The organism is Leptospira kirschneri serovar Cynopteri str. 3522 CT, from assembly GCF_000243695.2.
GTDB classification, from domain to species: Bacteria; Spirochaetota; Leptospiria; order Leptospirales; family Leptospiraceae; genus Leptospira; species Leptospira kirschneri.
This window is the reverse complement of record NZ_AHMN02000011.1, coordinates 167,961-193,550: the sequence shown is the minus strand read 5'-3', so window position 1 is coordinate 193,550 and position 25,590 is coordinate 167,961. Positions and strand designations below refer to the sequence as shown.

The following is a 25,590-nucleotide window of genomic DNA, read 5'->3' as shown; positions in this document are numbered from 1 at the left end:
AACTCAGTGCCACAGTTCTCCAACTTGTCTCATTTTCTCGTTTCTAGGCAGTACATGCAGAGTTATCAATAATTCATTTCAGGAGGAATTATAAAAAACATATTTTTATAATAAAATAAAATTCTAAAATATAAAAAGCAATTTATCAGAAATCCATTTAACCATACTCCAAAAAGGATTGCACATAAATTTGGTAGAACGCGAAAGGGATCGATGAATGAACTAAAACACAACGCTTTCCTTAAACTCAATGCATCGCTCCCTGAATGCCGATCCTTAGAGAGGCATTCGCTGAGTTTTCTGGGTCGCTCTGGAAACTCAGCAAAACGCTTTTTACGAAAGCGTTGGAAACTCAGCAAAACGCTTTTTACGAAAGCGTTGGAAACTCAACAAAACGCTTTTTACGAAAGCGTTGGAAACTCAACAAAACGCTTTTTACGAAAGCGTTGGAAACTCAACAAAACGCTTTTTACGAAAACGTTGGAAACTCAACAAAACGCTTTTTACGAAAACGTTGGAAACTCAACAAAACGCTTTTTACGAAAGCGTTGGAAACTCAACAAAACGCTTTTTACGAAAGCGTTGGAAACTCAACAAAACGCTTTTTACGAAAGCGTTTTAGGATCAAGTTATTGGTATTTTATGAAAATTGAATCTGTTTCTGTAGTTTCACAATAACTTGACCGGAGCCAAGAGTCCGGTCCGGCTGCTTATGGCAAGCCGGATTCGCCCCGGTTTTCTTACTTGGAACTCACGTTAATTTAGAGTATTAAGATATAATTGTTTACTATCTACAGAAAGTATTGTTCTACAATTCAATCTTATGAAAAAGAAGGTAAATTGAAAATGTATAATTGGAAGAAAATTCTCATAGTGATTTTGTTAACCTCCATCATGGTTTACTTGGAGTATGAAATGGATCATACACTTGTACATGCTGCTGCTTCAAAGGCCACCGGCTCGATCGTTCAAAAACCTACCGATCCACCAAAAGACAAACCGATCAAAGTCAATGTAAGTGGCGGAGGAACATTCTGTTACGGTCCTACCTTTAGCGGCGGTGAAAGTTACATCGTAATTGAACAGTGTTGGCAAATGCACGTTATGAATGCAAGATACGACGTGTTTCAAAGAATTTCGTATAACGTCAATAATACGTGGTTATGTATTACTGCTCCGGAAAAAGTAGTTAGAGGGGAAGAAAGTTGGGACTATGTTCATCTCAGACCTTGTACTATCAATGATCCTCTGCAGAGATGGATTGTAAAAGAGAATTCATTTTGGACTGCAGATGGGTTTTATCGTTTGAAGGATACAAAATGGTACGGTTATATTTCTAGAAATTCTGGTGATAGATACAACCATACTTTAGATTCTTCCATGAACGATTGGATAAATACTGTGGCCACTCCCGGAAACATCAGCATTCAAACTTCGATCGCCTGGGATTTAAACAGTAGCTGGGGAAATGAACGTTACTTTGTTCGTTGGGGAGGTTCGGATAAAAATACAACTCCTCTCTACTACAATCCTGAAAGTGGGCATATTGCTCAGTATGATCCAATCAGTGGTTCACTCTATTGTATGTATTCTAACGTGGGTAAATCGAATTGGAATTGGGTGACTTGGGCGTTGTGTAGCGATGCGCCTATCAGTAAAAATAATCCTGCTTTTTGGAACGTCTCTTTTGAAACGGAAGAAGGAGGAATGATCACGGATTATGAGGGAAACGCACTGAGAGTTACCAGATATGGAACTAATTGGGGAGTTGCCTACGCCGCCAAACTTTCCTATTTAGAAAAAGACACTACCAATAATCCCACTTCTTTGTTTGTAGTTGATAAAAATTTACTGGATTGGACGCGTTATACAGCTTCTAATCTTGGTAAGACGGAACAGTATTGTCCGGCTCCTGGTAATCAGGCAAGTAGCACACATAAAAGAGTCTTAAGAACCTTACCACCCAGCTTTCAATTAACCGAGCAGTGGATTCAGAGGCTTTATGAAATAACACGTTCGACTTCAGGTTCGGATATCTCAAGTGGAGTATGTGGCGTTTGTTTACTTCATGGTTTTCAAATGATAGCAGAGCTACAAGAGTATCATTCTCGAGGACCTCTTCAGAGTGGAGGTTATTTCTTCGATACAAATCCTAATACAGATCCATTTATCTCGTTTGGTCAACGTTTTCCGAATTTGAACACGTCTCTCAGAGATATAGTTAGCACGTATGGTCCCACAGTTCGCTCAAGTAGGAGATTGACACTTATATCCGCTAGAACTATGTTGCCCCAATATGAATGGAGTCTCTCTTCTGAATCCTCCACTCTTTCCGACATGTTATCCCACATTCAATCACTCATAGATTCTCCCCCCGGAAGCATTTGGTTAGTGCTCATGAGACGGTGGCGTCCCGATGGAACTGCGGGAAAACATTCCGTTCCAATTCTTAGGACCTCTCAAGGATTAGTGGTAATTCCAACGGCCACGACGAATTTGACGTTTGAAAACTTCAGGCAAGCGTTAACACCCACCGTGGATCCACAACAGGTAATTAGAAACTTGGAAGCGCGGCCAGATAGAGATCTAGCAAGATTTTCAACTATACAGTTAGGATCGTTTCACCACAATCCTTTTGACTCTATGGTCTCTAACAGGAATTGCACTGGAGAAGGAGAAGACAGAAGAGGTTCAGGAGAATTTCCCACCAGTGCATCTATAAATCAGTGTGTAAGCGGCAGATGCTCACTATCGCAATAAACCACTGATTCAAAAGTTTCATTTACTCAGAACTATATAACAAAATACTCAATCTAATAGTTTACACTTCAATAATATGAATCTAGAATAAGAAAATCTTGGCGAATCCGGCCTGCCATAGGCAGCCGGACCGCGCTTTCTGCTCCAGTCAATAAATTGTATGAAAGAAACGTAATACTACATATCGTTTTGAATTATAATTTAGAACGCGATTCATAGTGAGCGTTCTGCTGAGTTTCAAACGCGATCCGTAGAAAGCCATAACCAACCACACAAGTTGAAGAAGATTTTAGAATCAAAATAACTCAACACAACGCTTTCCTCAAACTCAATGCATCGCTTCCTAAGGGTCGCTCTGGAAACTCAGCGTCTCACTCCCCATGGGTCGTTCGACAGGTCGCGTTAAAGAACTCAGCAAAACGCACATTATTCAAGTGTTCCGACAAGAATGAGGCTTTTTACTTGCAAAAAGTATGTTTTTCTGATAGAGAAAAGTCTTCCGAATTTCTCCACCTCCGCCCCCACCCAAAAATAAGGGTGGGAACTCAGTTTTACAGAGGATTTGTCGTAATTCCCACAGATTTAATATTGAAATCTAAATACTTGTGGGGATAAAGAGTTCTTCTACGCTTCAATCGCTTTCGCATTGAATTCTATCGAATTTACGTGAAACGGCACTTGTGATAAATATTAGAGTTGTTTAAAGATGAATACTCCATCTGTTTCCGCTGCATTAAAATTGACAATTAAAGCAGTTTTGCCAAACTCTACTGTAGAATTTTTCAATAACTCTATTTAACGTGAGTTCGACGTAAGTAATTCATAATTTTGAAAAAAGTTGAAATCTGAGCTTTATAGATCGATCCCTTGATGTGGGAACTACTGCAAATCACGATTTTACGAACAAATTCTAAAATTGTAGGAACTCATACTTAGAAAATTCTTTCTCAGCTGAACTCAAGTAAAGACGAATTTAAATTTTGATGATGGTCGTAAAACAGGGCTTTATGCAAAAACCGGATGGATGATGATTCTTTTTGTATTTTATAGTAGGTCCCACATTTATTTTTTTACGAAAAAATTAACCTAAGATAAAACGGATTGCTTACACGCAACTTACCTAAATTAAAAAAGCAACAAATGATTTTTACTATTTGGACGTATAAAAATAATACCAAAGTTAACAATTGATTTTACCAAAGATGTGAAAGTTTTCAAAAAAGCATTTAACCCGAATTTGTTGGTTTTTTGAAGAAGATCCTACATTTTAAGTTTTAAAACAAGTTTAGCATAAATATTATTTTGATGCGTCCGAGTAGTAATGCTGAACCTATCCCAAAATTTAAAGATTATTACTGGAAAGTTTATAAATATCTAGACGAGACGATTTCTTAAAAAACATTTTTAAATCGACCAATTTGTAAACCCAAATACAATTTACGACAATGAAAACCTATATCGCGTTATTAAGAGGAATCAACGTAAGCGGTCAGAAAAAAATTCTTATGAAGGATCTTTCTTCTATTTTTGAATCTTTGGGATTTATGAATGTCAAAACGTACATCCAAAGTGGAAATGTTCTGTTCCAAGATAAAAGTAAAAATGTAAAAGAACTCATCGCCTTAATCGAAAAAAAAATCAGAGAGGTTTTTGGATTCGAAGTGATAGTATTTATCAGATCCAAAGAAGAATTCAAAGCAATCATTCAATCCAACCCTTTTTCTAAAAAAGACTCGAATAGAATCTACGTTTCCTTTTTAAACGAATCCAAAAAAAATCTAGATCTTACCGAAATCGAAACAGTGAAAATAAAAGGCGAAGAATTGGTCATTCAAAACAAAGAAATTTATTTCTTTTCACCGAAGGGTTATGGCGTTTCAAAATTATCAAATAACTTTTTAGAGAAAAAATTGAATGTATCAGCCACGACTAGAAACTGGAAAACTGTAATTACGTTATCTGAATTGACAAATAATTTAGACCGCGGATAAAAACTCTTCAGAATTTCATTATAAAATAATATTTTATAAAATTATAATATTTTGATTTTCAAAAAGAATTTGTGCGAAATTTAAACTATCTATCATCTAGAAATCAATCTGTGGAATTTACTACGAACTCAAATTCGACTTAGAACCGATACGGAAAATTCGTTTTATAAAACCAGATTTTTCAGTAAAAATAATTTGTGTGAGCAGGGCGTAACGCGAAAGGGATCGATGAATGAACTAAAGCAAAACGCTCTCCTGAAACTCAATGCATCACTCCCTAAGGGTCGCTCTGCAGGGTCGCGTTTTAGGGTCAATAAATTGAATCTAAAGACGATTGTTGTATTATGTTTCCTGTATGCAATTTATTGACCAGAGCTGAGAGCCCGGCCGGCTGCCTGTGGCAAGCCGGATTCGCCCCGGTTTTCTTATGTCGAACTCACGTTATCTATGTTTAAGAATTGGACTAGTCAACTCAGAAAGTCGAATTTTTTGGTTTCCATTTTCATCGAAAGCTTAACCAACTCAAAAAAGCACGTTGAGCCTCAGGCCATTCAGAGTCTATGATTGCAAACCAGGCAGTATCCCGGTTACAACCTTTTAAAACATTTGCTTGTCTAAAAATTCCTTCAAAGGATAAACCTAACCTCTGCGCGGCAGCACAGGAAGGTGCGTTCAATGCGTTACATCTCCATTGATACCTTCTATAACCAAGTTTGAATGCATTCTCCATCATAAGATACATAACTTCTGTAGAAATTTTGGTTTTCTGCATCAAGGGAGAATACGCCAAATGACCAACTTCGATAGAGCCGGCAGTTGGTTGAATTTCCGCATAACTAGCGATTGATTTATTGATAAGTCAACGATCGTGAAAAAAAATGGATCTTCCTTTTGACACGTATTTTTTATCCATTCTTGATATTCTGAAAAAGTTTCAAAAGGACCATAAGGAAGATAAGTCCACATTCTTCCTTCTCTATCGTGTAATTTATAATATTCTAATTTTAGTCAAAAATTCCTAAATCCATTTTGGCTTCTTCCGTCGCCATTTCTCTCGGATCCCATTTAGGTACCCAAACGACTTCCACATCTGCCTCGGTAATTCCCTCCACTCGAAGCGCGTAATCTTTGACCTGTTGTTTCATTTGAGGTCCCGCGGGACAAGCCATAGAAGTATAAGTCATATCAATCTTTGCCTTGCCATTTTGGACCTTAATTCTGTAAATAAGTCCGAGTTCGGCGATGGAAATTCCAATTTCAGGATCTTCCACTTTTTTTACTTCTTCGTAGATTTGTTCTTCTAACGTATTTGTAGGAGCTTCTAACATCTGATTTCTCCCCTTTCCTTTTTTTGATTAAACTCCATTGTAACGCGAGTTCAATTTAAGAAAATTAGAAAAGATCTTCTTAAATGTGGCACTCAAACCTGAACAAGAATTGTGGTAGTTTCTACAAATTAAATCTCTTTGTAAATTGATCAGTTTTGTTACCTATTTTTTTACGAGGCTGATATAGACCTTTATAAAACTAAGGCTTTGGGCCTTAAACTGTCGAGGAACCATGAAGCAGTTCATGAAATGCAACACTTTAGTTTCCAAAATGTGGGAACTATTACAAACCAGGATTTCACTGTAAACACTTGTGGGAACTACCACGATCGTTTCGCCAATCGCAAAAAAGCCCGCTCCAATGTGTTCCAGGGAAGAACGGCACATTTAATTCTCGCAGGAATTTTTTTAACCGACTCCATCGATTCCAGATCTTCTAACTCCTCGTCAAATTTAGGATCTCGGTCCTCTAAAATCATATTCTTAAAACGTAATATTATATCCTTGGCTTCGGCTATAGTTTTTCCGTAAATCGATTCCGCCATCATAGAACCGGACGCCTGTGAAATAGAACAACCCTTTCCAGTCACACGAATTTCCGTAATTCGATCTCCGTCCAAATTGATCGTCAGTTCCAGTTCATCTCCACAAAGTGGATTGATTCCGTGTTCGTACAGATCGGCTGGTTCTAGTTTTCCCCGAAATCTAGGATTTTGATAATGATCTAAAATTACTTCTTTATATAAACTATCGCTTAAGGACACGGGAGAAAATCTCCTTTACCTTAATTAGACCTTGGATCAATCGATCGATGTCGTCTTTTGTATTGTAAAGATAAAGACTCGCACGGCAAGTTCCGGGAATATTTTGAAACGCCATAAAAGGTTGCGCGCAGTGATGTCCGACTCGGATTGCAATTCCTTCTTCGTCTAAAATTGTTCCTACGTCGTGAGGATGTACACCTGGAAAGTTAAAAGAAATCACCCCTCCTCTTTTGGATAAATCCCTAGTCCCATAAAGTTCCAAACCACCAAAATCATCCAATCGATTTAAAGCATACGAGAGTAATTCTACTTCGTGATTTCTGATTTCCTGCATCCCTATATTTTCGAGATATTCGATCGCGGATCCAAAGCCAATCACACCCGCAATGTTCGGAGTTCCAGCTTCTAGTTTGGACGGAAGTTCCGCATAAGTAGATCTTTCCTTATATACCTGAGCAATCATATCTCCTCCACCCATCCAAGGAGGCATCTCTTCTAAAATTTCTTCCTTTGCATACAGAACTCCTACTCCGGTCGGGCCCAACATCTTATGCGCTGAAAATACATAAAAATCATATTCCATTTCTTTCATATTTACGGGGAGATGACAAACTCCCTGAGCACCGTCTACTAACAGTTTGGCGCCTACTTCTTTGGCGCGTTTTTGTATAGGAAGAATATCGTGAATCGTCCCGGTCACGTTGGACATCTGAGAAATGGCGACTAACTTGGTTTTGGTCGTGATAATCTCTGTTAAATTAGAAAGATCTAAAGTACTGTCTTCGTTTAAAGGAATGAATTTTAAGATCGCTTTTTTTTCCTGAGCCAACATCTGCCAAGGTACGATATTAGAATGATGTTCCAATTCATTGAGTACGATCTCGTCTCCTTCTTTAATTTGAGTTCTTCCCCAAGTTTGGGCGACTAAATTGATCGATTCCGTCGCGTTTCTCGTAAAAATACAAACCTTCGCGCACTGTGCCCCGATAAATCTGGAAAGACGGATTCTACTCAATTCATATTTTTCAGTAGCTTTTTGAGAAAGATAATAAATTCCACGATGAATGTTTGCATTCTCTTCTCGATAATACTTTTCGATCGTATCTATGACAGTAAACGGTTTCTGAGAACTAGCGGCGCTGTCTAAAAAGACGAGTGGTTTCCCATTCATCTTCGTTCCCAAAATCGGGAAGTCGGTTCTGATTCTTTCGGCAGAGAAACTCATATGTGTCAATCCTCCAAATCTACCTCGACGGAGTCATCTACGATTCTCACCGGATAGACCGGTAGATCTTCCACGGCAGGCATACAAAGCGCCTTTCCGGTTTTGATGGAAAACTGCGCCTCGTGTCTCGGACAAGTAATTACATCCTCGCATAATTCTCCTTCCGAAATGGCTTCTCCGTCGTGTGTGCATACGTCTTCAAACGCGTAAACATTCCCGTCCAAACTCGTGATCCCGATTCTATTATATCTGGTTTCAATTACTTTGACTTTCCCATTTTCTATTTCGGACAGTTTTGCGAGTTTACGAAAGCTCATAAGCCCCCTCCACTTTTTTAGCGATCAACTGAAAGAGTTCTTCTTGTATGGAATTCGATTCGATTTCGCCGATCACTTGGCCCAAAAATCCGTCCACAATCATCCTTCTAGCCTCATCTTCGTCAATTCCTCTGGAAGCGAGATAAAAAAGTTGTTCTTCGTCAATCTCTCCGACAGTGGCCCCGTGCTCACACTTTACATTTTCTGCATATACTTCCAGTTTAGGAATCGATTCCGCTCTTGAAGTTCTATTGAGTAGTAGATTATTGTTAATCTGAATCGCGTTTACATCCTTGCAAGAATTAGGAATCTGTAAATTTCCCGTAAAAATATGATGTGCCTTATTTTTCAAAGCACTTCGATAAAGAATCGAACTTTCCGTATGACTTTCATTGTGAACGATTTTTACTTCTGAATCCTGAAATTCCCTCGCGGCCATTGGAGCGAGTCCGATCACTCTTGCTTTTGCACCTTTTCCGGAAAGATTAACGTTGAGTAAATTTTTTCCTTTGTAACCGCCTGGAGTAACTTTTGCAATTTTTACGTCCGAGTTTTCTTTTTGGTCAGAGAATAGATTCTGAAAATGGAATATAGAAGATCCAAAAGACTCGATTCCTACATAAGATACTTTGGAACCGGCTCCGATTTGTAAAACGGAAAGTCCCTGGAAAAACTTTAACTCTTGTTCTTCGGCGCATTCGTATCGTTCAACGATCAGTATCTTGTTATGATTTCCGATTTTAGCTACGATCAAAGGTAGAATTTTGTTCTCTTTTTCAAGACGGAATTTGATTTCAATTTCTTCCTGGAATATAAAATCGTTTCCTATTTCGAGATAAAGTCCGTGGGTAAAATTGGCAAGACTATAGAGGGTAAACCATTCTTCATTCTGTTTTTGGAATATACCTTCCAGAATGTTTAAAAAGTTTTCTAATTCTTTTCCGGAAAGTGTTTCCGATCTTTGTAGTTTAACGGAATCTGGAATTTTCCAAGATACGGCGGCAGAATCTGGAACTTCGGTAAATTCTTCCGGATGAAAATTAGAAAGAGGTATTTTTCTCCAGGATTCGTTTTCTGAGCCGGGAATTTTCAGAGTTTGAAATTTGGCAAAAACCTTCTTACGAAAATCTTTCAGAGCCTGAGATTCCTTACTTTGAGAAACGAATTTCTCAAACAGGTTTTCCAAAGACAGTTTTGTTTCAGTCTTTTGATTCTGCAAGGACCCAGTCATATCCTTTTTCTTCCAATTCAAGCGCGAGTTTTTTCGTTCCTGTTTTTAAGATTTTTCCTTTTGCAAATACGTGAACAAAATCGGGTGTGATATAGTTTAACATTCTTTGATAGTGTGTGATGAGTAGTATAGAACGTTCCGGAGTTTTATTCCGATTGATTCCTTCGCTTACAATTCGGAGCGCGTCTATATCAAGTCCGGAATCGGTTTCATCCAATACGGAAAGTTTTGGTTTGAGTAAACTCATCTGTAATATTTCGTTTCTTTTTTTTTCTCCTCCGGAAAAACCGTCGTTCACATAACGCGCAATAAACGATTCCGGCATATCAAGAGCCGTCATTGATTCTTTGAGTTCCTTTCTAAATTCTTTAACGGGTAGTTCTTTTCCTCTTACAGATTTTATAATGGTTTTTAAAAAATTCCCAATTGTAACTCCCGGAATGCTAGTCGGATATTGAAAACAAAGAAAAATTCCAAGTCTGGCTCTTTCGTCTGTTGGAAGATTTAAAATGGATTTTCCTTCAAATAGAATATCTCCCGACAAAACTTGGTATTTAGGATGCCCCATGATTACGTTGGAAAGTGTACTTTTTCCGGAACCATTCGGTCCCATAATGGCATGGACCTCTCCGGGTCGAATCGTTAGATCGACTCCTTTTACGATTTCTTTGATTTCTCCGGAATCCCCAGTTTGAATTCCCGCTCTGAGGTTCTGGATTTTTAAAATCTCGGTCACAGAAACACCTTTCTTTGCGAATATTCGAGACTGCGATCCTTTTCCAAACTACACAGGTTTTGTTTTCTATTTGTAGTTTTCAAAGTTTTCGACGAGAAAACCATCCCAGATTCTTTCTTAATCCCGATTCTACCAATGTTTTTTCTCATTAGGAGAGATCAATAGGAAAGAATTCAGATACCACATTCGTTCGTTATCCAAAATCATCCTGAAAATGTGGGAACTATTACAATTTTCAATTCGATCATTTATAAAACTGAATTTCTAAAAAACCCAAAATGGGGAAACAATTACACAGACTCAAAATTCTCTAACAAATCGTAGGAACTACATTTAGATTTTAGTTGAATATTCTTTGTTTGACTCCTCTTTTCTTTTCTCCTACAATATTGATCGAACGAAAAAACCGTTCTCAAAACCTAAAACACTATTTTGTGTAAATAGGCCAAAATATTGATTCAAATTTGAGAAGGAAGCCTAATTGAATAAATCGATAATTTACATGAATTGATAGTTCTCCGCGTAAATCTATCTTCACTGCTCTTATCGTCTTCCTTTGGGTGAGTTCAATGCGTTCATTTTCGTTCTAAATGATGTGAGTAACAGTTTTTGAGCCATTGTTAGAAAACGAAGGCTTTAAACATCAACTCACATAAAAATTGTTCGGTAGATCTTAGTGAGGAAAGGAAAGATGAAAAATAAATGGGTAGTAGTAGCTAACAGATCCGAGGCGAAAATTTTTGAATACAAAGGATCTAAAAAAGGTTTAGAACTTTTGGAAAGTATTGAAAATCCAAAAGGAAGAATGAAAAATTCTGAATTGATCCCAAATTCTTTAGGCGGAAAAAGAGCAAAGAATCGCCTTTGATTCGGATTCCGTTCAAGAACCGAAACGAAAAGTTGCAGAATCGTTTGCCAGTCAAATTTCGGATGTAATTTCCCAAGGAAGAAAGTCGAATCGTTTTTTAAGCCTTGTCCTAGTCTCAGAACCCAGATTTCTCGGAATGCTCTTAGATAAGATGGATCGAAGATCCCAGTCTATGATCTTTCATAAGATGGGAAAAGATATTACAATGACGAACAATCAGGAAATTCTTTCTCATCTTAGAGAAATTCTTTTTTAATTTGCAGTAGTTCCCACAAGTTAAGTCTCTTTACCAATTGATTATTTGTTATAAGAGTTTTCGTTGAAAATGATGTGGGAACTACTGCAAATCACAATTTTACGAACAGATTCTAAAATTGTGGGAACTCATACTTTTAGAAAAGTCTTTCTCATTTTCTTACGCAAAATTTACGTTATTATAATTTCTGTACAAGTTTTGAGACAGATTTAAAATAGAGTCTCATTTGTGTGATGACCTACTTTTATACAAAAATTAAATTTCAATCCAGTTGAAAACATCATTCGGAAAGAAATAGACAGAAACCCGCTACTTCTATTACTTAACCTTTTAATTTCTCATTCCATTATTGAAAAAACTTCGGAGATTCGAATGGCTAATTCACAGGGCAAATACGTCCTTTCCATCGACAGCGGGGGAAGCGGAATTCGTGCGTTTTTATTAGATCAAAAAGGTAATATAGTCGAAAGGCAATATGAAAAAACTCCTCCCAATATTCCAGAAGCAGGGGCTTTAGAACACGATCCAGAAATCTTATGGACGGCCCTTCTTTCTCTTTTAAAAAAGATCCAAAAAAATCAACAAATTGTAAAAGAAATTATCGCATTAGGAATTTGTAATCAACGCGGTTCTTTTCTTCTCTGGGAAAAATCCACAGGGAAACCATTAATTCCTTTGATCAGTTGGGCTGACGTTCGTTCTCATAAAACCGCCGAAGCAATGAATCAAAACCTGATCTGGACAATCATCCGTGTTGTATCTACGTTTGTAGGAAGATTGACAAACCATCCGATGATGATCGCCACTTCCATGTTACGATTTACGACAGATCATGCAACTTGTAGGTTAAAATGGATTTTAGACAAAAATCCGGATCTAAAACAAAGATGCAAAAAAGGTGAAGTTCTTTTTGGTACGTTAGATACTTGGTTCATTTATAAACTTACTGGTCAAAAACAACATCTTACAGATTCGTCTAACGCGGTTGCTACGGGAATGTTTAATCCTTTTCAATTGATCTGGAACCAACCAATTCTTTCCATTTTCGGAATTCCTTCTAATTTATTTCCGGAAGTAAAAGATAGCAACGGAGACTTCGGTCATACTTCGCCAGAATATTTAGGAGGACATTCAATTCCAATCCGAGCTTCGATCGGAGATCAGATGGCGGCTCTATTTGGTCATTGTTGTTTTGAAAGGGGTGAAGTAAAAATTTCCCAAGGTTCCGGTGCATTTGTGGATATTAACATAGGACCCAAGGCAAAACTTTCTAGACGCGGTCTTTTTCCAATGATCGCTTGGAGAATCGACGGCGAAACCACGTATATGTTAGAAGGTTATGTTGCAACCGCTGGAACTCTCATAGATTGGTTAGGACAAGGAATCGGACTTTCCGACACTCCTAAAGTTTTGAACGAACTTGCAGCCCAATCAGAAGATACGGAAGGAGTCGTTTTTATTCCAACTCCTACGGGAGCCCGTTTTCCTTATTTCAATCCTCGCGCCAAGGCATCCGTGATTGGGCTTTCTCTAGCATCTCATAGAAGACACGTTGCAAGAGCCGTTCTAGAAGGAATTTCTCTCAGTCTCTATGAAATTTTAGAAGGAATTCAACAAGATACAAAGGTTGAGATCAAAGACATTAAAGTAGACGGTGGTGTATCTCAGTCCGATATTCTTCTTCAATGTCTTTCAGATTTTTCGAACGTAAGAGTAGATCGTTCTCCTGAACCAGATATGACCGCTACAGGAACTGCATATCTTGCCGGTTTGGCTGTTGGTTTTTGGAAAAGTTTAGATGAATTGAAAAATTTACAAAAAGGTTATAAATCTTTCGAACCAAAGATGGACTCAACTAAAAGAGTTCAAAAAATTCAACGTTGGAAAAAAGCCGTTTCTGCAACTCTTTCCATCGAATGATTACGGTTTTGATATTTATAGAAGTTATCTCAAAAATATATTAGAATAAATTAATATGTTTATTTTAAACAAAGATAAAGTATTTCCAAGATAAGTTCTAAACAAAAACCTATCTCAAAAACTTTGTCTGCTTTTATGAAACTTACTGGACAATATTCTGAACTTGTTTCAAAAGTTAGAATGTAGAATCTACTTCAAAAAACCAACAATCCCGAGTTAAATGCAATTTTTGAGGACTTCTGTATTTTTGTAAAATCGACGGTTCATTTAGGGTATCATTTTCATACGTTGGAATAGTAAGTTTTCTCTACGCAGTTTCTGACTTTTTAAGAATTTTCCGCTCTTAAAAATTGTAATAGTTCCCACATTTTCAAAGACTATTTATTGTGAATTCAACGTAATAAAACCATGATTCTGAAAAAAGTTGAAAATCTGAACTTCATAGATCGATTCTTTAAATGTGGGAACTATTATAAATCATGATTTTACAAATAATTCCTAAAAATGTGGGAACTACCACAATTTAAAAAATAGAAATTTATAACAATTGAATCTGTTATATTCAAGTGTGGGAAATTATATTACAAAACAGATGGAGAATTTATTTTTCAACTATTCTATGATTGAAATGCAAACTATTTATTGGTCTGGTACTTTATTATATAGTTCTGAGTAAGAATGATTTCCAGAGATTTTAAAGTGTCAGACAAATTTAAAAGTAAACAATACAATTATAATCTTCGATAAAAATCGAATCTGTGACAAATATCTGACAAAAAATTCTATCTTGAATTTTCCTACCAAGATATTCTGGCTTGCACAAATAGAGGTGATTTTCGATGAACTCCAAAAATATGACTCTTTCCATCTTGATCGCTCTGATCTCTTTGGTTCTTTTTTTGAACTGCGGAGATAAGTCCGAAAAACCGGTTGAAACAACTTCCGCTCCTATTGCAACGGAAACTGCTTCAACTCTCAGCCCCGAACTTCAAAAAGGACAGGAAATCTTTTTGCAAAACTGTTCTTCCTGTCATGGCGAAAAAGGAGCGGGAGATGGAGCCGCTGCTGCAAGCCTCAATCCGAAACCTCGTAACTATAAGGCACCTGCCTCGCAGTGGAAAAACGGAAATACAGAGGCGGGAATTTTGAAAACCCTCAACAAAGGAATTCCAAACAGCCCGATGGTCGCTTACAAATTCTTAGGTGATGAAAATCTGAAACTACTTGCGAAGTACGTAGTTCATCTTTCTCAAAACTAAGATTTTCTTGGATCGGAGAACTTGTGTTTTCCGATCCATTTTTTATTTTTCGACTGGCCTTTTTGGACCCCGAAGAGTATCTTATTCTTGATGAATTCAAACAATTCACTTCCACCCTGCGGTGAAGATTGCGGAATCAGTAGAACCTCTCCGAATACTCGAGAAGAAAAAACGTATACAAAGCTAGGTATCTTTTTGATTCTATTTGGAATCTCATCCAAACCCCAAGCGGTTAAATTTTATTGCAAAAAATGCGGAAGACAATTTGATCAATTGTCTCCTACCGAACTTGGAAATTACGCGTAATTCGATTGACTTTCATAGAATTGAAAGGTTTTTTGTTTTAAGATTTTTATGTCCGAAGACTTTAAAATTTTTGTAGATTTAGCCGTCTCTGTTCCGATCATCCATATCGAAGGAGAAATTACTTCGGAAGCAGACGAAACAATTCTAGAAAAATACGAATCCATTCCTGAAGGGAAACGGGATCGTGTAATTCTAAACTTCCAAGGTACGTCCTACATCAATTCAGCAGGTATTGCTACTCTCATCAGTTTAATTACAAAAGCTTCCGAAGCAAAAAGAAAAATCGAATTTGCAGGTCTAAACGAACATTTCAGAAAAGTGATGGACATCGTAGGATTGGCTGACTTCGTTCTAATTCACAACTCTCTCCAAGAAGCACTTAAATAAAACAAGAATTCTACTTAATGGATTTCTTATAGAGTTCAACTTTTATCGTTTTCTCATCGTTAAATTAAACATACATTTCTTACGTTTAGATTCAAAAAATTTGTATATACTAGAACGCTTATACATAAATTCGATATAAGGAATTTGTTTTGTAAAACTTGGTTTTTTCGTAAAAATAAAGCGGAAACTTTATTACAATTTTGAGTAAGACAAATCCTATTCTTATTCAGAAATCCATTTTCGTTTTTTAAAATCTTCAATCACAATTTCCAAATCAACAGGCGTATCCACGGACAATCCAGCTTCCTTGGACAAATAAACTCCAATTCCATAACCCGCTTCGATCGCTCTGAGTTGTTCCAAAGATTCCGATTCTTCTAAATTACTTTTAGGAAGAGAATTGTATTGCAAAAGAAAATCTCGATCGTATCCATAAATTCCTAAATGACGATATAAAGGAACCGTAGTCTTAAATTGACTCGGAATTAAAGATCTGGAAAAATAGATCGCCTTTCCGTTTCGATCTATAATTACCTTAACTCGATTGGGGTCGGCCGCATGAGAAAATTCTAATAAAGGAACCGCCGCCGTACTCATAGCCCACTCCGGATGAGAGGCTTTTAAACTTGCGACTCCGTCAATTAATTCCGGTTCAATTCCGGGTTCGTCTCCTTGTATATTTATAATTACTGAATATTCAGAAAATTGATTGGCAACTTCAATAATTCGATCAGTTCCGGAAGCATGATCCGGACTAGTCATCACACATCTACCGCCAAATTTTTGAACGACTTCACAAATCCTAATATCATCGGTTGCAACAACTAACTCCGATAAGGTAGACGACCGAGAAGCATTCCGATACGTCCATTCTATCATGGTCTTATCGCCTATTTTTGCGAGAGGTTTTCCCGGAAAACGAGAACTCGCATAACGCGCAGGAATTACTCCTAAAATTTTTTTCATCAATTAACTATAAATTCAGTAAAATACACTTCCTGTATCTTTCCTTCGGTAAGAATGTGATTTACTTGCGCCTTAATTTCTTCTCTCAGATCCAATTGATCTTCAATATTGATAAGTTCGTCTTTGGACTTTCTTCCCACAATCAAATTGATCAAATCCCTCATTTGTGCATTTCTTTCTGCAAGTTCCGCCGATAAGGTTTGATCTTCCTTGGCAATTCCAAATGCTAATTTCATTTTTACAAAGTGAGCCTCTCCTTTGTCGGAAGTGTTAATTCTAAATTCTTCCGTAAAGTTATAGTTCGCTAAAGGTGGAGGGGGTTTTACCAAAGCCACATTCTTCATTTGTGTAAATGTATTTGTGGCCGTTTCTTTTGCTACGATCATTGCAATGACCGCTACAATGATAATTCCAAAAATGGCCCCCGCCACATATAACAACCATTTGATGATGGGGGACGTTCCACCACCGCCCTCGGCGGCGGGGAGCCCACCTTCTTCCTCGTCTATTTCCGCGTCACCCATAGGTTTGCCTCCTGAATTTTAACGTTAGTCGTTCTTCCGATTACTCTTTGCCAGGTACACTCGACTCTGAGCCGGGAATTTTAGTATTTGGAAGTCCATAATTAGTTTCGTATGGACTTCTTTTTGTGGATTTCTCCGTCATAATTACTATATCAATTCTTCGATTATAGGCTTTAGCTTCGGGTGTTCCGGCATACTCCACCACCAAAGGTCGAAAGGCTCCGAAACTCACAGCTTGAAACCAAGATGGATCCAGTTTTTCCACGTTAATGATATAATCAGTAGAGTTGATCGCCCTTGCTCCCGCTAAATCCCAATTGTTGATATAAGCCCTTTCTTCTTTTCCAGGCGCTACTCCTGGATTGACAGCGTTCGCATCACAATGTCCTTCCACTCTCACAAAACGATTTAAATCCTTGATCAACGAACTCGCTTTTCTAAGAGCAATTTTAATTGAATCCGTTAAAATTGCAGAACCAGGATTGAAATAATCCGCACTTACAAGTGAAATGATAAGACCTCTTTCATCTTCCGTAATCTTTACTTTTCCGGCTTCCACTTCCGGCTTAAAAAGTTCAGTTGCAAGTTGTTTTGATTTAGAAAGCGCTTTCCCGGTCGTTTGCGAAGGAAGACTTTCTATATTCATTCCCATCTCTTCCAATCTTCCTTTGGAAAGAGTCTGACCTCCGTCAAAAAATCCGGTCGTCGTTTTAAACGCGGAAAGGATGATCTGCATTTCGATCGCATTCGTTTTTCCAGTAGTATAAAGCATGATAAAAAAACAGAGTAACAAAGTTACCATGTCTCCATAAGTAAGCATATACTCTGGAATATTCTGAATACATTCCGGACATTTCGATTTTGCCATTGTAAGACCCGAACTTTATTCGCCTTCGTCTTTGAGTACGTCTCTTTCCGAAGGAGGAAGAAACGAAGACAATTTATCTTTTACGATTCTAGGATTATCTCCGGATTGTATGGATAAAGTTCCTTCGATCATAATCTGTTTGATTGTAAGTTCGTCTTCAGACTTACGTATAAGTTTTTTCATGACAGGAATCGCAAACATGTTCGCACCCATAGATCCGTACAAAGTTGTGATCAAAGCGGCTGCCATCCCAGTTCCGATCGCGGAAGGGTCACCAGAACCTAGGTTCTTCAACATCTGTACAAGTCCAATCAAGGTTCCAATCATTCCGAATGCAGGAGCCAAGGCTCCCCAGTTTTCCCACCAAGCCTTTCCATTATTGTGACGTGATGCGATATTACCCATTTCGGTTTCCATAATATTTCTGACGAGTTCGGGATCGGTTCCATCCACTACAAGTGTAATTCCTTTCCGTAGAAATTCATCCGGTAACTCGTTTACGTCGTCTTCAAGTGCAAGAAGTCCTTCTCTCCTCGCCTTCTCTGAAAAGGAGACTAACGTTTTAATCAATTCTATGAGATCGTGTTTTTCCGTTTTAAAAACTTTTTGAGTTATCTTACCGACCGCGAGAGTGGATTCCCAAGGTACGGCCATAATTGTACCGGCGGTCGCACCTCCAAAGGTAATGATGACCGAAGGAATATCAAAAATATCTAATGGACTTAACCCCGCTGAAATGATCCCGAAAATCATCAGGACACACGCTGCACCAAAACCAACTACTGTTCCAAAATCCATGATATTTATTCCAACCTTTTGAACTGATCCGGAGAAGATCCCAGAGGAAACACGAGAATACGTTTTTTATATTCTAAAATTTTTTCGATTACTTCGGAGACCGACTCTTTTACCACATACTTTCTGTCATTGGAAAGTGTGATCGTCGTATCTGGATTCGCCTCAAGACATTCTATATGAGATGCGTTTAGAACGAACTCATTCCCTTTCAGCCTGTGAAGTAGAATCAAACGAATATCCCTTTTTCCTTGGAGTTCCGATTCTATTTTCGACCTGCTTTTTGATTTCGATAATGAATTTTTCCTCGGTAAAACGATTTACATTCTTCTGAAACTCAGAAGTTTTCCAGGAAATCCGGTCAGATCGATCAATCGCAGCCTGTAAAGACTCCACAGTTTGTTCTGGAAAAAAAACTCCCGTTTTATCTGAAACCACCGTTTCCAAAGCTCCACCTTTACCAAAGGCAATCACAGGAGTACAATGAGCCTGCGCTTCTACGGGAGCGATTCCGAAATCTTCCATCCCAGGAAAGAGAAAAGCTTTTGCTTTTTTATAATATTCCAAAACTTCTTCCCGTTTGAGTTGAGGAAGTACTTCTATGTTTTTCGGAAGTTTAGAAGTGAGTTTTTTAAATTCCTGTCCTCCCCCGATGAGTACGAGGCGTTTACCATTTTTACGAAACGTTTCGATCGCAAGATCAATTCTTTTGTAAGGAGCAAACGCGGAGACGACGAGATAAAAATCGTCTTTTGTTGCGGAGACCACTTTCCATTTTTCTGGCAGACAAGGAGGAAAAATTACTTTGGCTTCTCTGCGATAGAATTTTCGGATTCTTCGAGCTACAAATTCTGAATTGGACCAAAATTTATCTACTCTCGAAGAGGAAGCGACATCCCAGGTTCTAAGATAATTTGAAATCATTTCGAAGGTGAAGAACTTAAAACCTTTTCGAGAAGGAAAATAGTCGTAATACAAATCCCAAACATAACGCATAGGAGAATGTACATAACTAAAATGAATCGAATCCGGATCCGTTATGACACCTTTGGCCACACAATGAGACGAAGAAACGACAAGATCATATCCTTTTAGATCCAAGGACTCGATTGCAATCGGGAACAATGGAAGATACCATCTATATTTAGATTCCTTAAACGGAAGACGATCAGTAAAAGCAGTAGTGATTTTTCTTTGTTCGATCCGAGGATTTAATTTTCCAGGTGTATAAAATAATGTGAATAGATCGGCGTTAGGATATATTTTAAGCAGAGAATCTAGAACCAATTCTCCTCCTCTCATCCCATTCAACCAGTCGTGTATGACGGCAACTTTCATATTATTCTCATCGGCAGATTTGAGAGTTTTCCTCAGATGACTACGAATGTTTCTTGAAACAGTCGATTGTTATTGGACTTACACAGGAGTTCCTAAATTTTTCTTATGAAACAATTCAGTTTTATAAAAATCGAAATTCTAAAGCGGATTTACGTTCTTTAAAAGGATCATTATCGTTTTGTTAATAAGAGAATATGGATTGGAAAATTTTAGGTAGGATATATAATTTCTTCCATTTTTTTTAGAATCTTAATGAAATGACTTCATGTTCTTTTAAGATTTTTTTGGAAACTTAGGAAAAATATCAGAACTTATTTTAGGATTTGAATTTTATATATTTATAATAAACTGTAATAGTTTCCACATTTCAAGATTTTACTGTAAAACTACGATTTGCAGTAGTTCCCACAGATTAAGTCACATTACGGACTTTTAAAGATTCATTTTCTGGAATAATTTAAATTTGTAATAGTTCCTACATTTCAAGATTTTACTGTAAAACTACGATTTGCAGTAGTTCCCACAGATTAAGTCACATTACGGACTTTTAAAGATTCATTTTCTGGAATAATTTAAATTTGTAATAGTTCCTACATTTCAAGATTTTACTGTAAAACTACGATTTGCAGTAGTTCCCACAGATTAAGTCACATTACGGACTTTTAAAGATTCATTTTCTGGAATAATTTAAATTTGTAATAGTTCCTACATTTCAAGATTTTACTGTAAAACTACGATTTGCAGTAGTTCCCACAGATTAATTTTCACGGAAAAATCAAATTCCATAAAATAAACCTTTTACATCAAACTTAAGAATCCAAAAAATTTTATCGAAAATCTTGTTCGAATGAGTACATTATAACTATCTTATATATATGAGTAGTAGTTCAAAATCAAAACGTTGGTTTCTTTCAAATTTTTTGGATAAGCTTTCAATTCGTTTTTAAAAAATCAGTTACTACTTCATACATAAAAATAGTGCCAAAATTTAATGGTCGATTTTGCAAAAATGCAGAAGCTCCTTTGAATTTATCCCGATATTAAAAAACAATCCCAAAAACTTTTTCTTTGAAAGGATCGTTGTTTCGACCCGTTTCAAAATAGTTTACTAATCTTTCAATTTGAGACTAACAAGATCCCCTTCTTTCCAGACAACTCGTTTCATTCTGAATTAAAAAACTAGGATTCCTTTAATTGTACAAAACTATAAAATTGAGTCCCCAGTATTTTGCGCTGAAACAAAACCTAATAATAAAAATTTGCAGCACTCAATTTGACAGAGATCAGTATTATAATCATAATTCCGATTTGCAAAAATGTTTTCGATAGATAAGAAAGGTCTAAAATAGAAATATGAAATACAACAAGGAAATTTACCTTTATGACAAACCCTGTTTTATTTTTTGGACACGGTTCTCCAATGAATCTCATCACTACTTCCGACTTTACTCGAAACGTAGAAGAATTCGGCTCTACACTTTCAGAAGTTAAGAATATACTCGTAATTTCCGCACACTGGAAAACGAAAGGAACCTATGTGACGATTGCCGATCCACCGGAACAGATCTATGATTTTTACGGATTCCCACAAGAACTATACGAAGTAAAATACAGACCATCCGGATCTACAGAACTCGCACAACGAATCCAAAAATTAGTAAAAACCGTAGACGTATGGGCCACAAAAGATTGGGGATTGGACCACGGAAGTTGGGGAGTGTTGTATTTTCTATTTCGGAAAGCAAACTTTCCAGTCATTCAATTGAGCATAGACGCAAACTTAAATCCAGAAAAACAATACGAAATCGGAAAAGAATTACGACCTCTTCGCGATGAAGGAACCCTAATATTAGGAAGTGGTAATATTGTTCACAATCTTCATAAGGCTGACTTTTACAACCTAAACGCAACCCCCTCGGATTGGGCAATCGAGTTCGACGAATATATAAGACAAGCTTTGGAGTCTAGAAACGACAAAACAATTTTAGATTTTCAAAATAAAGGAGAAATCGCAAAACTTGCTGCACCCAGCACGGAACATTTAGAGCCTATCTTTTATATTTTAGGAGCGATGAAACCGGAAGAAAAAGTGAAATTTATCCATCATAGTTTTCAGAATCGAACCGTATCGATGCGATCTTTCACTTCGGTTTAAAAAACGCGAGTTCGACGTGACAATCCCGGCTGCACGGGCTCTAACTCAGTTTTTCTCCCTGTCGAATGATCTATAGAGAATGAGGCATGTATTTCAATTGATCATTTCTCCAACTCGTCAGAACGACTTCTCTATAATCGCCGTTCTAAGTCGAAATACCAATATATCGATCTTTTTCGCGTTAGTTACATCGAATTCGTTCAAAATCATTCTTCGTCTCCAGACAAAACCCATTCCTTATTGGTAAGAGAATTAGAGACTTTCATAAGGTCTCTTTCCGGATCGATCAAAACCTGACTTTTTCTACCGTTTAAAGAAACCATAACGTCTGCATAAACCGAAACTTCTTGACCTGTTTTTTCCTTTTCGTTTTTACCGATCCAATGCGCAAATTGAAGGATTAAATCCGGCTGATAACTCATCATAATTCTTTGAATTTCGTTGAGATGAGATTCCGGAAGTACTACATTTGTTTCTCCTGTTTGCTGATTCACTACTCTAAAAGAAGCGATTCCGTTTTTTTGAACCAACATGATCTGCCAGGAAAATCTAAAACCTTGTTCCGTCCAAAGATGATTTCCAGGATATAAAAAATGTCTGAGAGGGAATAAGGATTGAAAAAGAACGTAAAAAAACCAGAAGTAACGAAGAACACGATCGGAGAAAAGTAAACCGAATTTATCTCTAAATGTTTTTATTTTAGAGAAAAGAAAATTTTCCGATGTTTGAGACTTCAATTCTAAAAATTTCAAAAAGGATTCAATAAAGGAAAAAACCGATCTCTTAAAATGGATCGGAAATCGAGTCCATAAAAAATGAAAAATATTCTCTTGATCCGGAAACATTCTTCTGGATTTTAGAAATCGAAATAGATCCACAGGCCAAGTAGGAGTAAAAAACAAAGTAGAATTCAAAATCATAATCCAAGGGAACATACCAATCGGGAACAATTTCCAAGTCAAAAAATGAAAGATTAGAACTAAAGAATATCCAAATACTCTCATGTTTCGATTTAATAACAAAAAAGGAATCGTAAGATCAAAGATCAAACCCGCATAACTAAAAAAATATCCGGTAACAGGCATAGAGAATATCGGGCCAAAAATAGGAATATCCGAGTTACGAAGAAGCCAGATTCGAACCGGCTGCGCGTTCAAAAGCCAGTCCGGAACCAACTTACCAATTCCACCGAAAAAATAAACCACACCAATCTGAAACCTAAGAACATAAAGATTCCAAGCAGGAACTGAGGCCGTCTCTAAAATCGATTTATTTTTGAATATTCTAAAAATATGAAATACGTTCAAAGCCTTATCGGCAGGTATCCAGATCAAAAGAAAAAGAAGCAAACAAACGAGATAATAATGATTTAGATAAACCGCAACTTCTAAAAGATTGATATAACTAAAGATCAGAAAAAAACAAAAGACGGAAATTCTGTAAAAAATTCCCAAAGAAATAAACACCGCAAAAAAAAGAAGAGAAACAAAAAGAGAATATAAGATCCAATCTGGAAAAACTCCGATCCAGGAAAGACCGTAAAATTTAAAATGAAAACTCGGATCTAAAAAGTATTTGGAGATCCATCCGTTTGAAAAATAACGAAATGCTAATATAAAAAGAAGAATACCGAATACAATCCGATAAAATCCCAGGGACCAAGCCGGAATAGGATTAGAAATCCGGGAGAATAGGTTGGAAATAAATTTTTCTCGCATAGTAACCAGCGCCGATTGGTTTCCACTCGCCAGAAAAGCGTTTCTTAGAAAGTTCTGCAAGCATTCCCGGAATTTTCGACTGGGAATCCGGCAAAAGATCGTTAATATGAAACACTTCTTTCATTCCCAAAGAGATATCTTTTAAATTTAAGATTTCCGCTCCTTCTCGGATTAGAATTTCCCCACCGAAATTTTTTGTCTGACGAGAATCCGAAAAAATAAAAACATTTCTATTTTGTTCTATTGCGTTATAAGCGGATGAAATTGCTCCCGATTTTTCAGGAGCTTCTACGATAAAAACGGAACTACAAAGCCCGGTGATAATTCTATTTCGTTTTGGAAACGTGTACTTTAAAATTTTTTGACCGGGAGGATATTCCGTCAAAATTAAAGTCCGGTTGGAAGAATTTATTCTTTGGTATAACATTTTATTTTCGTAAGGATATTCTTTTTCCGGACCGGTTCCCATCACTCCTATGACCGCCAAGTCTTCGTCGAGAGCGGAGTTCATACTTACAGCGTCAATCCCTTTGGCAAGACCAGAAACGATTCCGGAAAAACCCTTGTTCTTTAAATAAGAAGGGAACAACTCCGAGGCAAAAACCGAAATCGGAGAAGGGTTCCTGGTACCGACCACGGCTGCATATGATAAATTTAAAATATTCAAATTTCCTTTATAAAATAAAATCAGAGGTGGATCATAAATTTCCTTCAAAAGAGGCGGATATTTCGGATCGTAAATGGATAAAATCCTAAATCCGGTCAAGTCCAGTTCCTTAGAAATTTTTTCAGAATTAAACAAGGATCTATCCAGAATGGAAGCGGGAAGTTGGTCTTTCAAATATTGTTCCAGACTTTCCCAAGAATTCAATTTTCTGAATATTTGATTTCTAAAACAGAATTTAGAAACCTGGTAATCGGCTAGAACGAGTAAATTCATTCCGATTTTGAGGAAGCCTCTTCTATTTTTTTCAGATTTTGAAGTACGTTTTGATACGAATCGTTTTTTTCAAGTCCACCTCGAACCAGCCCCGCATCGTTTAAATCTTCGATCGTTTTTTTTACTTTTAAATATTCTTCTTTGGAATCGTCCACCTTGCCGAGCCTATATAAGAAATTCGCTTTTGCGAAACGAGCGGGAACGTTTCTAGTTTCTTTTTTTATAATATCATCTAAAATTCTAAATGCTTTATCTTGGTCGTGAAAACCTGCGGATACACCTTCCCAAGAAGAATCCGCCATAGAAGAATCGAAATAGATGAGAGCGAGTTGAAACGGAAATCTAGAATCTCTAGAATCTTGAATAGATAGATGAGTAAAAAGATCGATAGCTATTTGTCTTCTTGTAGTTTCCCAACCTCTATCTTTGGAAGCGTTTGCATAGGCAAGAGCGGTTTCAAATAGAAGTTGTTGATCAACCGGTTTTAGTAGAAGCGCCTTTTCAAAATAAGGGATTGCCGGTTCAAAAAAATGAAGTTCCGCTCCTACGATTTCTATTTTTTTTCCTTCGTTATTTTCTTTCAAAGCGCGGTTATAGAATTTGACCCCCATATCGTAGTCTCCTATTTTCATATAACCCTGAGCGATTTTCCAACTGAGCGCTCCTGCAGATCTTGTTTTTTGCGCCATCGAAGAAATCTTCTTTTCTAATTCGATGATCTCTGCTTCTTCCATCGCAAGTCTTTCTTTCCAGGCTTCTAAATCCTCCACGGTAGGTGGTCTATCTACTCGATTTTGAAATCCGAATTTTTCGGACCTTTTGCAAGAGATAAAAACAAATAAACAAAAAGATAAAATTAAGATCGCAGTTTTTTGAATCATAATATTTCCTCGGAAAGTATCTGCCCTTTTCATAATATCGGCTTATAAAAAAAATTC

General features: G+C 37.1%; 23 protein-coding genes and 2 pseudogenes. 9 read left to right on the top strand and 16 right to left on the bottom strand.

What is annotated here, in order from left to right:
* The first annotated feature begins 213 nt into the window (after positions 1-213).
* The 3 genes from LEP1GSC049_RS2000000228820 to LEP1GSC049_RS212800 all read left to right on the top strand — a co-directional run bounded on the left by LEP1GSC049_RS2000000228820 (position 214) and on the right by LEP1GSC049_RS212800 (position 4,751).
* Positions 214-678: a hypothetical protein gene (locus tag LEP1GSC049_RS2000000228820; RefSeq protein WP_244266182.1), complete on the top strand. Its 465-nt coding sequence runs from the start codon at positions 214-216 to the stop codon at positions 676-678.
* A gap of 237 nt (positions 679-915) precedes the next feature.
* Positions 916-2,760 carry a DUF1561 domain-containing protein gene (locus tag LEP1GSC049_RS212795; RefSeq protein WP_230848368.1) on the top strand — a complete coding sequence of 615 codons (1,845 nt, stop codon included), beginning with the start codon at positions 916-918 and terminating at the stop codon, positions 2,758-2,760.
* Between the two features lie 1,445 nt (positions 2,761-4,205).
* A complete protein-coding gene (locus tag LEP1GSC049_RS212800; protein ID WP_004763814.1) occupies positions 4,206-4,751 on the top strand; it encodes a DUF1697 domain-containing protein in 546 nt (181 codons plus the stop codon).
* Between the two features lie 441 nt (positions 4,752-5,192).
* Here the strand turns inward: LEP1GSC049_RS212800 and LEP1GSC049_RS2000000228815 are convergent.
* The 7 genes and pseudogenes from LEP1GSC049_RS2000000228815 to sufC form a co-directional block, all read right to left on the bottom strand.
* Positions 5,193-5,738: pseudogene (locus LEP1GSC049_RS2000000228815) on the bottom strand (GNAT family N-acetyltransferase); the annotation flags it as partial.
* A gap of 17 nt (positions 5,739-5,755) precedes the next feature.
* The gene (locus LEP1GSC049_RS212805) at positions 5,756-6,079 is read right to left on the bottom strand and encodes a metal-sulfur cluster assembly factor (RefSeq protein ID WP_004753101.1); all 324 of its coding nucleotides are present in this window, start codon (positions 6,077-6,079) and stop codon (positions 5,756-5,758) included.
* A 320-nt stretch (positions 6,080-6,399) separates the two neighbouring features.
* Positions 6,400-6,843: a Fe-S cluster assembly sulfur transfer protein SufU gene (sufU, locus tag LEP1GSC049_RS212810; protein ID WP_016560917.1), complete on the bottom strand. Its 444-nt coding sequence runs from the start codon at positions 6,841-6,843 to the stop codon at positions 6,400-6,402.
* A complete protein-coding gene (locus LEP1GSC049_RS212815; RefSeq protein ID WP_004753140.1) occupies positions 6,827-8,068 on the bottom strand; it encodes a cysteine desulfurase in 1,242 nt (413 codons plus the stop codon). Before LEP1GSC049_RS212815 ends, sufU begins: the two co-directional genes overlap by 17 nt.
* Positions 8,069-8,073: 5 nt before the next feature.
* Complete coding sequence (locus tag LEP1GSC049_RS212820) at positions 8,074-8,385, bottom strand: non-heme iron oxygenase ferredoxin subunit (protein ID WP_004753307.1); 312 nt, start codon at positions 8,383-8,385, stop codon at positions 8,074-8,076.
* Complete coding sequence (gene sufD / locus LEP1GSC049_RS212825) at positions 8,372-9,616, bottom strand: Fe-S cluster assembly protein SufD (protein ID WP_004759127.1); 1,245 nt, start codon at positions 9,614-9,616, stop codon at positions 8,372-8,374. Before sufD ends, LEP1GSC049_RS212820 begins: the two co-directional genes overlap by 14 nt.
* Positions 9,585-10,352: a Fe-S cluster assembly ATPase SufC gene (gene sufC / locus LEP1GSC049_RS212830; protein WP_004759182.1), complete on the bottom strand. Its 768-nt coding sequence runs from the start codon at positions 10,350-10,352 to the stop codon at positions 9,585-9,587. Before sufC ends, sufD begins: the two co-directional genes overlap by 32 nt.
* Before the next feature lie 691 nt (positions 10,353-11,043).
* Here sufC and LEP1GSC049_RS2000000226585 point away from each other — a divergent pair.
* The 5 genes and pseudogenes from LEP1GSC049_RS2000000226585 (at position 11,044) to LEP1GSC049_RS212845 (ending at position 15,348) form a co-directional block, all read left to right on the top strand.
* Positions 11,044-11,476 (top strand): annotated as a pseudogene (locus LEP1GSC049_RS2000000226585) (host attachment protein).
* A gap of 372 nt (positions 11,477-11,848) precedes the next feature.
* Positions 11,849-13,396, top strand: coding sequence for a glycerol kinase 5 (locus LEP1GSC049_RS212835; RefSeq protein WP_004759149.1), 1,548 nt, complete (start codon positions 11,849-11,851; stop codon positions 13,394-13,396).
* A gap of 839 nt (positions 13,397-14,235) precedes the next feature.
* The gene (locus tag LEP1GSC049_RS212840; protein ID WP_004753086.1) at positions 14,236-14,655 is read left to right on the top strand and encodes a c-type cytochrome; all 420 of its coding nucleotides are present in this window, start codon (positions 14,236-14,238) and stop codon (positions 14,653-14,655) included.
* Between the two features lie 90 nt (positions 14,656-14,745).
* A complete protein-coding gene (locus LEP1GSC049_RS0206525; RefSeq protein ID WP_016748447.1) occupies positions 14,746-14,961 on the top strand; it encodes a hypothetical protein in 216 nt (71 codons plus the stop codon).
* 48 nt (positions 14,962-15,009) lie between these two features.
* Complete coding sequence (locus tag LEP1GSC049_RS212845) at positions 15,010-15,348, top strand: STAS domain-containing protein (RefSeq protein ID WP_004752850.1); 339 nt, start codon at positions 15,010-15,012, stop codon at positions 15,346-15,348.
* Positions 15,349-15,570: 222 nt separating this feature from the next.
* Here LEP1GSC049_RS212845 and kdsB read toward each other — a convergent pair whose 3' ends face one another.
* Genes kdsB through LEP1GSC049_RS212875 form a run of 6 tightly spaced genes read right to left on the bottom strand, consistent with a single transcriptional unit; the run spans position 15,571 to position 19,839 of the window.
* A complete protein-coding gene (gene kdsB / locus LEP1GSC049_RS212850) occupies positions 15,571-16,314 on the bottom strand; it encodes a 3-deoxy-manno-octulosonate cytidylyltransferase (RefSeq protein ID WP_004753115.1) in 744 nt (247 codons plus the stop codon).
* On the bottom strand, positions 16,314-16,838 hold the full coding sequence (locus LEP1GSC049_RS212855) for a flagellar basal body-associated FliL family protein (RefSeq protein ID WP_004753412.1): 525 nt from the start codon (positions 16,836-16,838) through the stop codon (positions 16,314-16,316). Before LEP1GSC049_RS212855 ends, kdsB begins: the two co-directional genes overlap by 1 nt.
* Positions 16,839-16,878: 40 nt before the next feature.
* Positions 16,879-17,706 carry a flagellar motor protein MotB gene (motB, locus tag LEP1GSC049_RS212860; protein WP_001129912.1) on the bottom strand — a complete coding sequence of 276 codons (828 nt, stop codon included), beginning with the start codon at positions 17,704-17,706 and terminating at the stop codon, positions 16,879-16,881.
* Between the two features lie 15 nt (positions 17,707-17,721).
* A complete protein-coding gene (locus LEP1GSC049_RS212865) occupies positions 17,722-18,504 on the bottom strand; it encodes a motility protein A (RefSeq protein ID WP_004753080.1) in 783 nt (260 codons plus the stop codon).
* A 5-nt stretch (positions 18,505-18,509) separates the two neighbouring features.
* Positions 18,510-18,734, bottom strand: a complete 225-nt coding sequence (locus tag LEP1GSC049_RS212870) for a flagellar FlbD family protein (RefSeq protein WP_000601827.1) — start codon at positions 18,732-18,734, stop codon at positions 18,510-18,512.
* Positions 18,703-19,839 carry a glycosyltransferase gene (locus tag LEP1GSC049_RS212875; protein ID WP_004759132.1) on the bottom strand — a complete coding sequence of 379 codons (1,137 nt, stop codon included), beginning with the start codon at positions 19,837-19,839 and terminating at the stop codon, positions 18,703-18,705. Before LEP1GSC049_RS212875 ends, LEP1GSC049_RS212870 begins: the two co-directional genes overlap by 32 nt.
* A 1,381-nt stretch (positions 19,840-21,220) precedes the next feature.
* On the opposite strand from LEP1GSC049_RS212875, the gene ygiD reads away from it, so the two are divergent.
* Positions 21,221-21,994 (top strand): 4,5-DOPA-extradiol-dioxygenase, encoded by a 774-nt coding sequence (gene ygiD / locus LEP1GSC049_RS212880; RefSeq protein WP_004753163.1) that lies wholly within the window; start codon positions 21,221-21,223, stop codon positions 21,992-21,994.
* A 206-nt stretch (positions 21,995-22,200) separates the two neighbouring features.
* On the opposite strand, the gene LEP1GSC049_RS212885 is transcribed toward ygiD, so the two are convergent.
* Genes LEP1GSC049_RS212885 through LEP1GSC049_RS212895 form a run of 3 tightly spaced genes read right to left on the bottom strand, consistent with a single transcriptional unit; the run spans position 22,201 to position 25,566 of the window.
* Positions 22,201-23,712 carry an HTTM domain-containing protein gene (locus LEP1GSC049_RS212885; RefSeq protein ID WP_004753263.1) on the bottom strand — a complete coding sequence of 504 codons (1,512 nt, stop codon included), beginning with the start codon at positions 23,710-23,712 and terminating at the stop codon, positions 22,201-22,203.
* On the bottom strand, positions 23,669-24,652 hold the full coding sequence (gene dprA, locus LEP1GSC049_RS212890) for a DNA-processing protein DprA (RefSeq protein WP_004763838.1): 984 nt from the start codon (positions 24,650-24,652) through the stop codon (positions 23,669-23,671). The genes LEP1GSC049_RS212885 and dprA overlap by 44 nt, the downstream gene beginning before the upstream one ends.
* The gene (locus LEP1GSC049_RS212895; RefSeq protein ID WP_004767269.1) at positions 24,649-25,566 is read right to left on the bottom strand and encodes a tetratricopeptide repeat protein; all 918 of its coding nucleotides are present in this window, start codon (positions 25,564-25,566) and stop codon (positions 24,649-24,651) included. The genes dprA and LEP1GSC049_RS212895 overlap by 4 nt, the downstream gene beginning before the upstream one ends.
* Positions 25,567-25,590: the final 24 nt, after the last annotated feature.

Excerpts from the sequence above, each read along its gene's own strand:
- motB (WP_001129912.1), bottom strand. The coding sequence starts at position 17,706 with ATGGCAAAATCGAAATGTCCGGAATGTATTCAGAATATTCCAGAGTAT.
- LEP1GSC049_RS212805 (WP_004753101.1), bottom strand. The coding sequence starts at position 6,079 with ATGTTAGAAGCTCCTACAAATACGTTAGAAGAACAAATCTACGAAGAA.
- LEP1GSC049_RS212895 (WP_004767269.1), bottom strand. The coding sequence starts at position 25,566 with ATGAAAAGGGCAGATACTTTCCGAGGAAATATTATGATTCAAAAAACT.
- LEP1GSC049_RS212815 (WP_004753140.1), bottom strand. The coding sequence starts at position 8,068 with ATGAGTTTCTCTGCCGAAAGAATCAGAACCGACTTCCCGATTTTGGGA.
- LEP1GSC049_RS212835 (WP_004759149.1), top strand. The coding sequence starts at position 11,849 with ATGGCTAATTCACAGGGCAAATACGTCCTTTCCATCGACAGCGGGGGA.
- LEP1GSC049_RS212840 (WP_004753086.1), top strand. The coding sequence starts at position 14,236 with ATGAACTCCAAAAATATGACTCTTTCCATCTTGATCGCTCTGATCTCT.
- ygiD (WP_004753163.1), top strand. The coding sequence starts at position 21,221 with ATGACAAACCCTGTTTTATTTTTTGGACACGGTTCTCCAATGAATCTC.
- LEP1GSC049_RS212865 (WP_004753080.1), bottom strand. The coding sequence starts at position 18,504 with ATGGATTTTGGAACAGTAGTTGGTTTTGGTGCAGCGTGTGTCCTGATG.
- sufD (WP_004759127.1), bottom strand. The coding sequence starts at position 9,616 with ATGACTGGGTCCTTGCAGAATCAAAAGACTGAAACAAAACTGTCTTTG.
- LEP1GSC049_RS212855 (WP_004753412.1), bottom strand. The coding sequence starts at position 16,838 with ATGGGTGACGCGGAAATAGACGAGGAAGAAGGTGGGCTCCCCGCCGCC.
- dprA (WP_004763838.1), bottom strand. The coding sequence starts at position 24,652 with ATGAATTTACTCGTTCTAGCCGATTACCAGGTTTCTAAATTCTGTTTT.
- LEP1GSC049_RS0206525 (WP_016748447.1), top strand. The coding sequence starts at position 14,746 with ATGAATTCAAACAATTCACTTCCACCCTGCGGTGAAGATTGCGGAATC.
- LEP1GSC049_RS212875 (WP_004759132.1), bottom strand. The coding sequence starts at position 19,839 with ATGAAAGTTGCCGTCATACACGACTGGTTGAATGGGATGAGAGGAGGA.
- LEP1GSC049_RS212845 (WP_004752850.1), top strand. The coding sequence starts at position 15,010 with ATGTCCGAAGACTTTAAAATTTTTGTAGATTTAGCCGTCTCTGTTCCG.
- LEP1GSC049_RS212795 (WP_230848368.1), top strand. The coding sequence starts at position 916 with ATGGATCATACACTTGTACATGCTGCTGCTTCAAAGGCCACCGGCTCG.
- kdsB (WP_004753115.1), bottom strand. The coding sequence starts at position 16,314 with ATGAAAAAAATTTTAGGAGTAATTCCTGCGCGTTATGCGAGTTCTCGT.
- LEP1GSC049_RS212885 (WP_004753263.1), bottom strand. The coding sequence starts at position 23,712 with ATGCGAGAAAAATTTATTTCCAACCTATTCTCCCGGATTTCTAATCCT.
- LEP1GSC049_RS212800 (WP_004763814.1), top strand. The coding sequence starts at position 4,206 with ATGAAAACCTATATCGCGTTATTAAGAGGAATCAACGTAAGCGGTCAG.
- LEP1GSC049_RS212820 (WP_004753307.1), bottom strand. The coding sequence starts at position 8,385 with ATGAGCTTTCGTAAACTCGCAAAACTGTCCGAAATAGAAAATGGGAAA.
- LEP1GSC049_RS2000000228820 (WP_244266182.1), top strand. The coding sequence starts at position 214 with ATGAATGAACTAAAACACAACGCTTTCCTTAAACTCAATGCATCGCTC.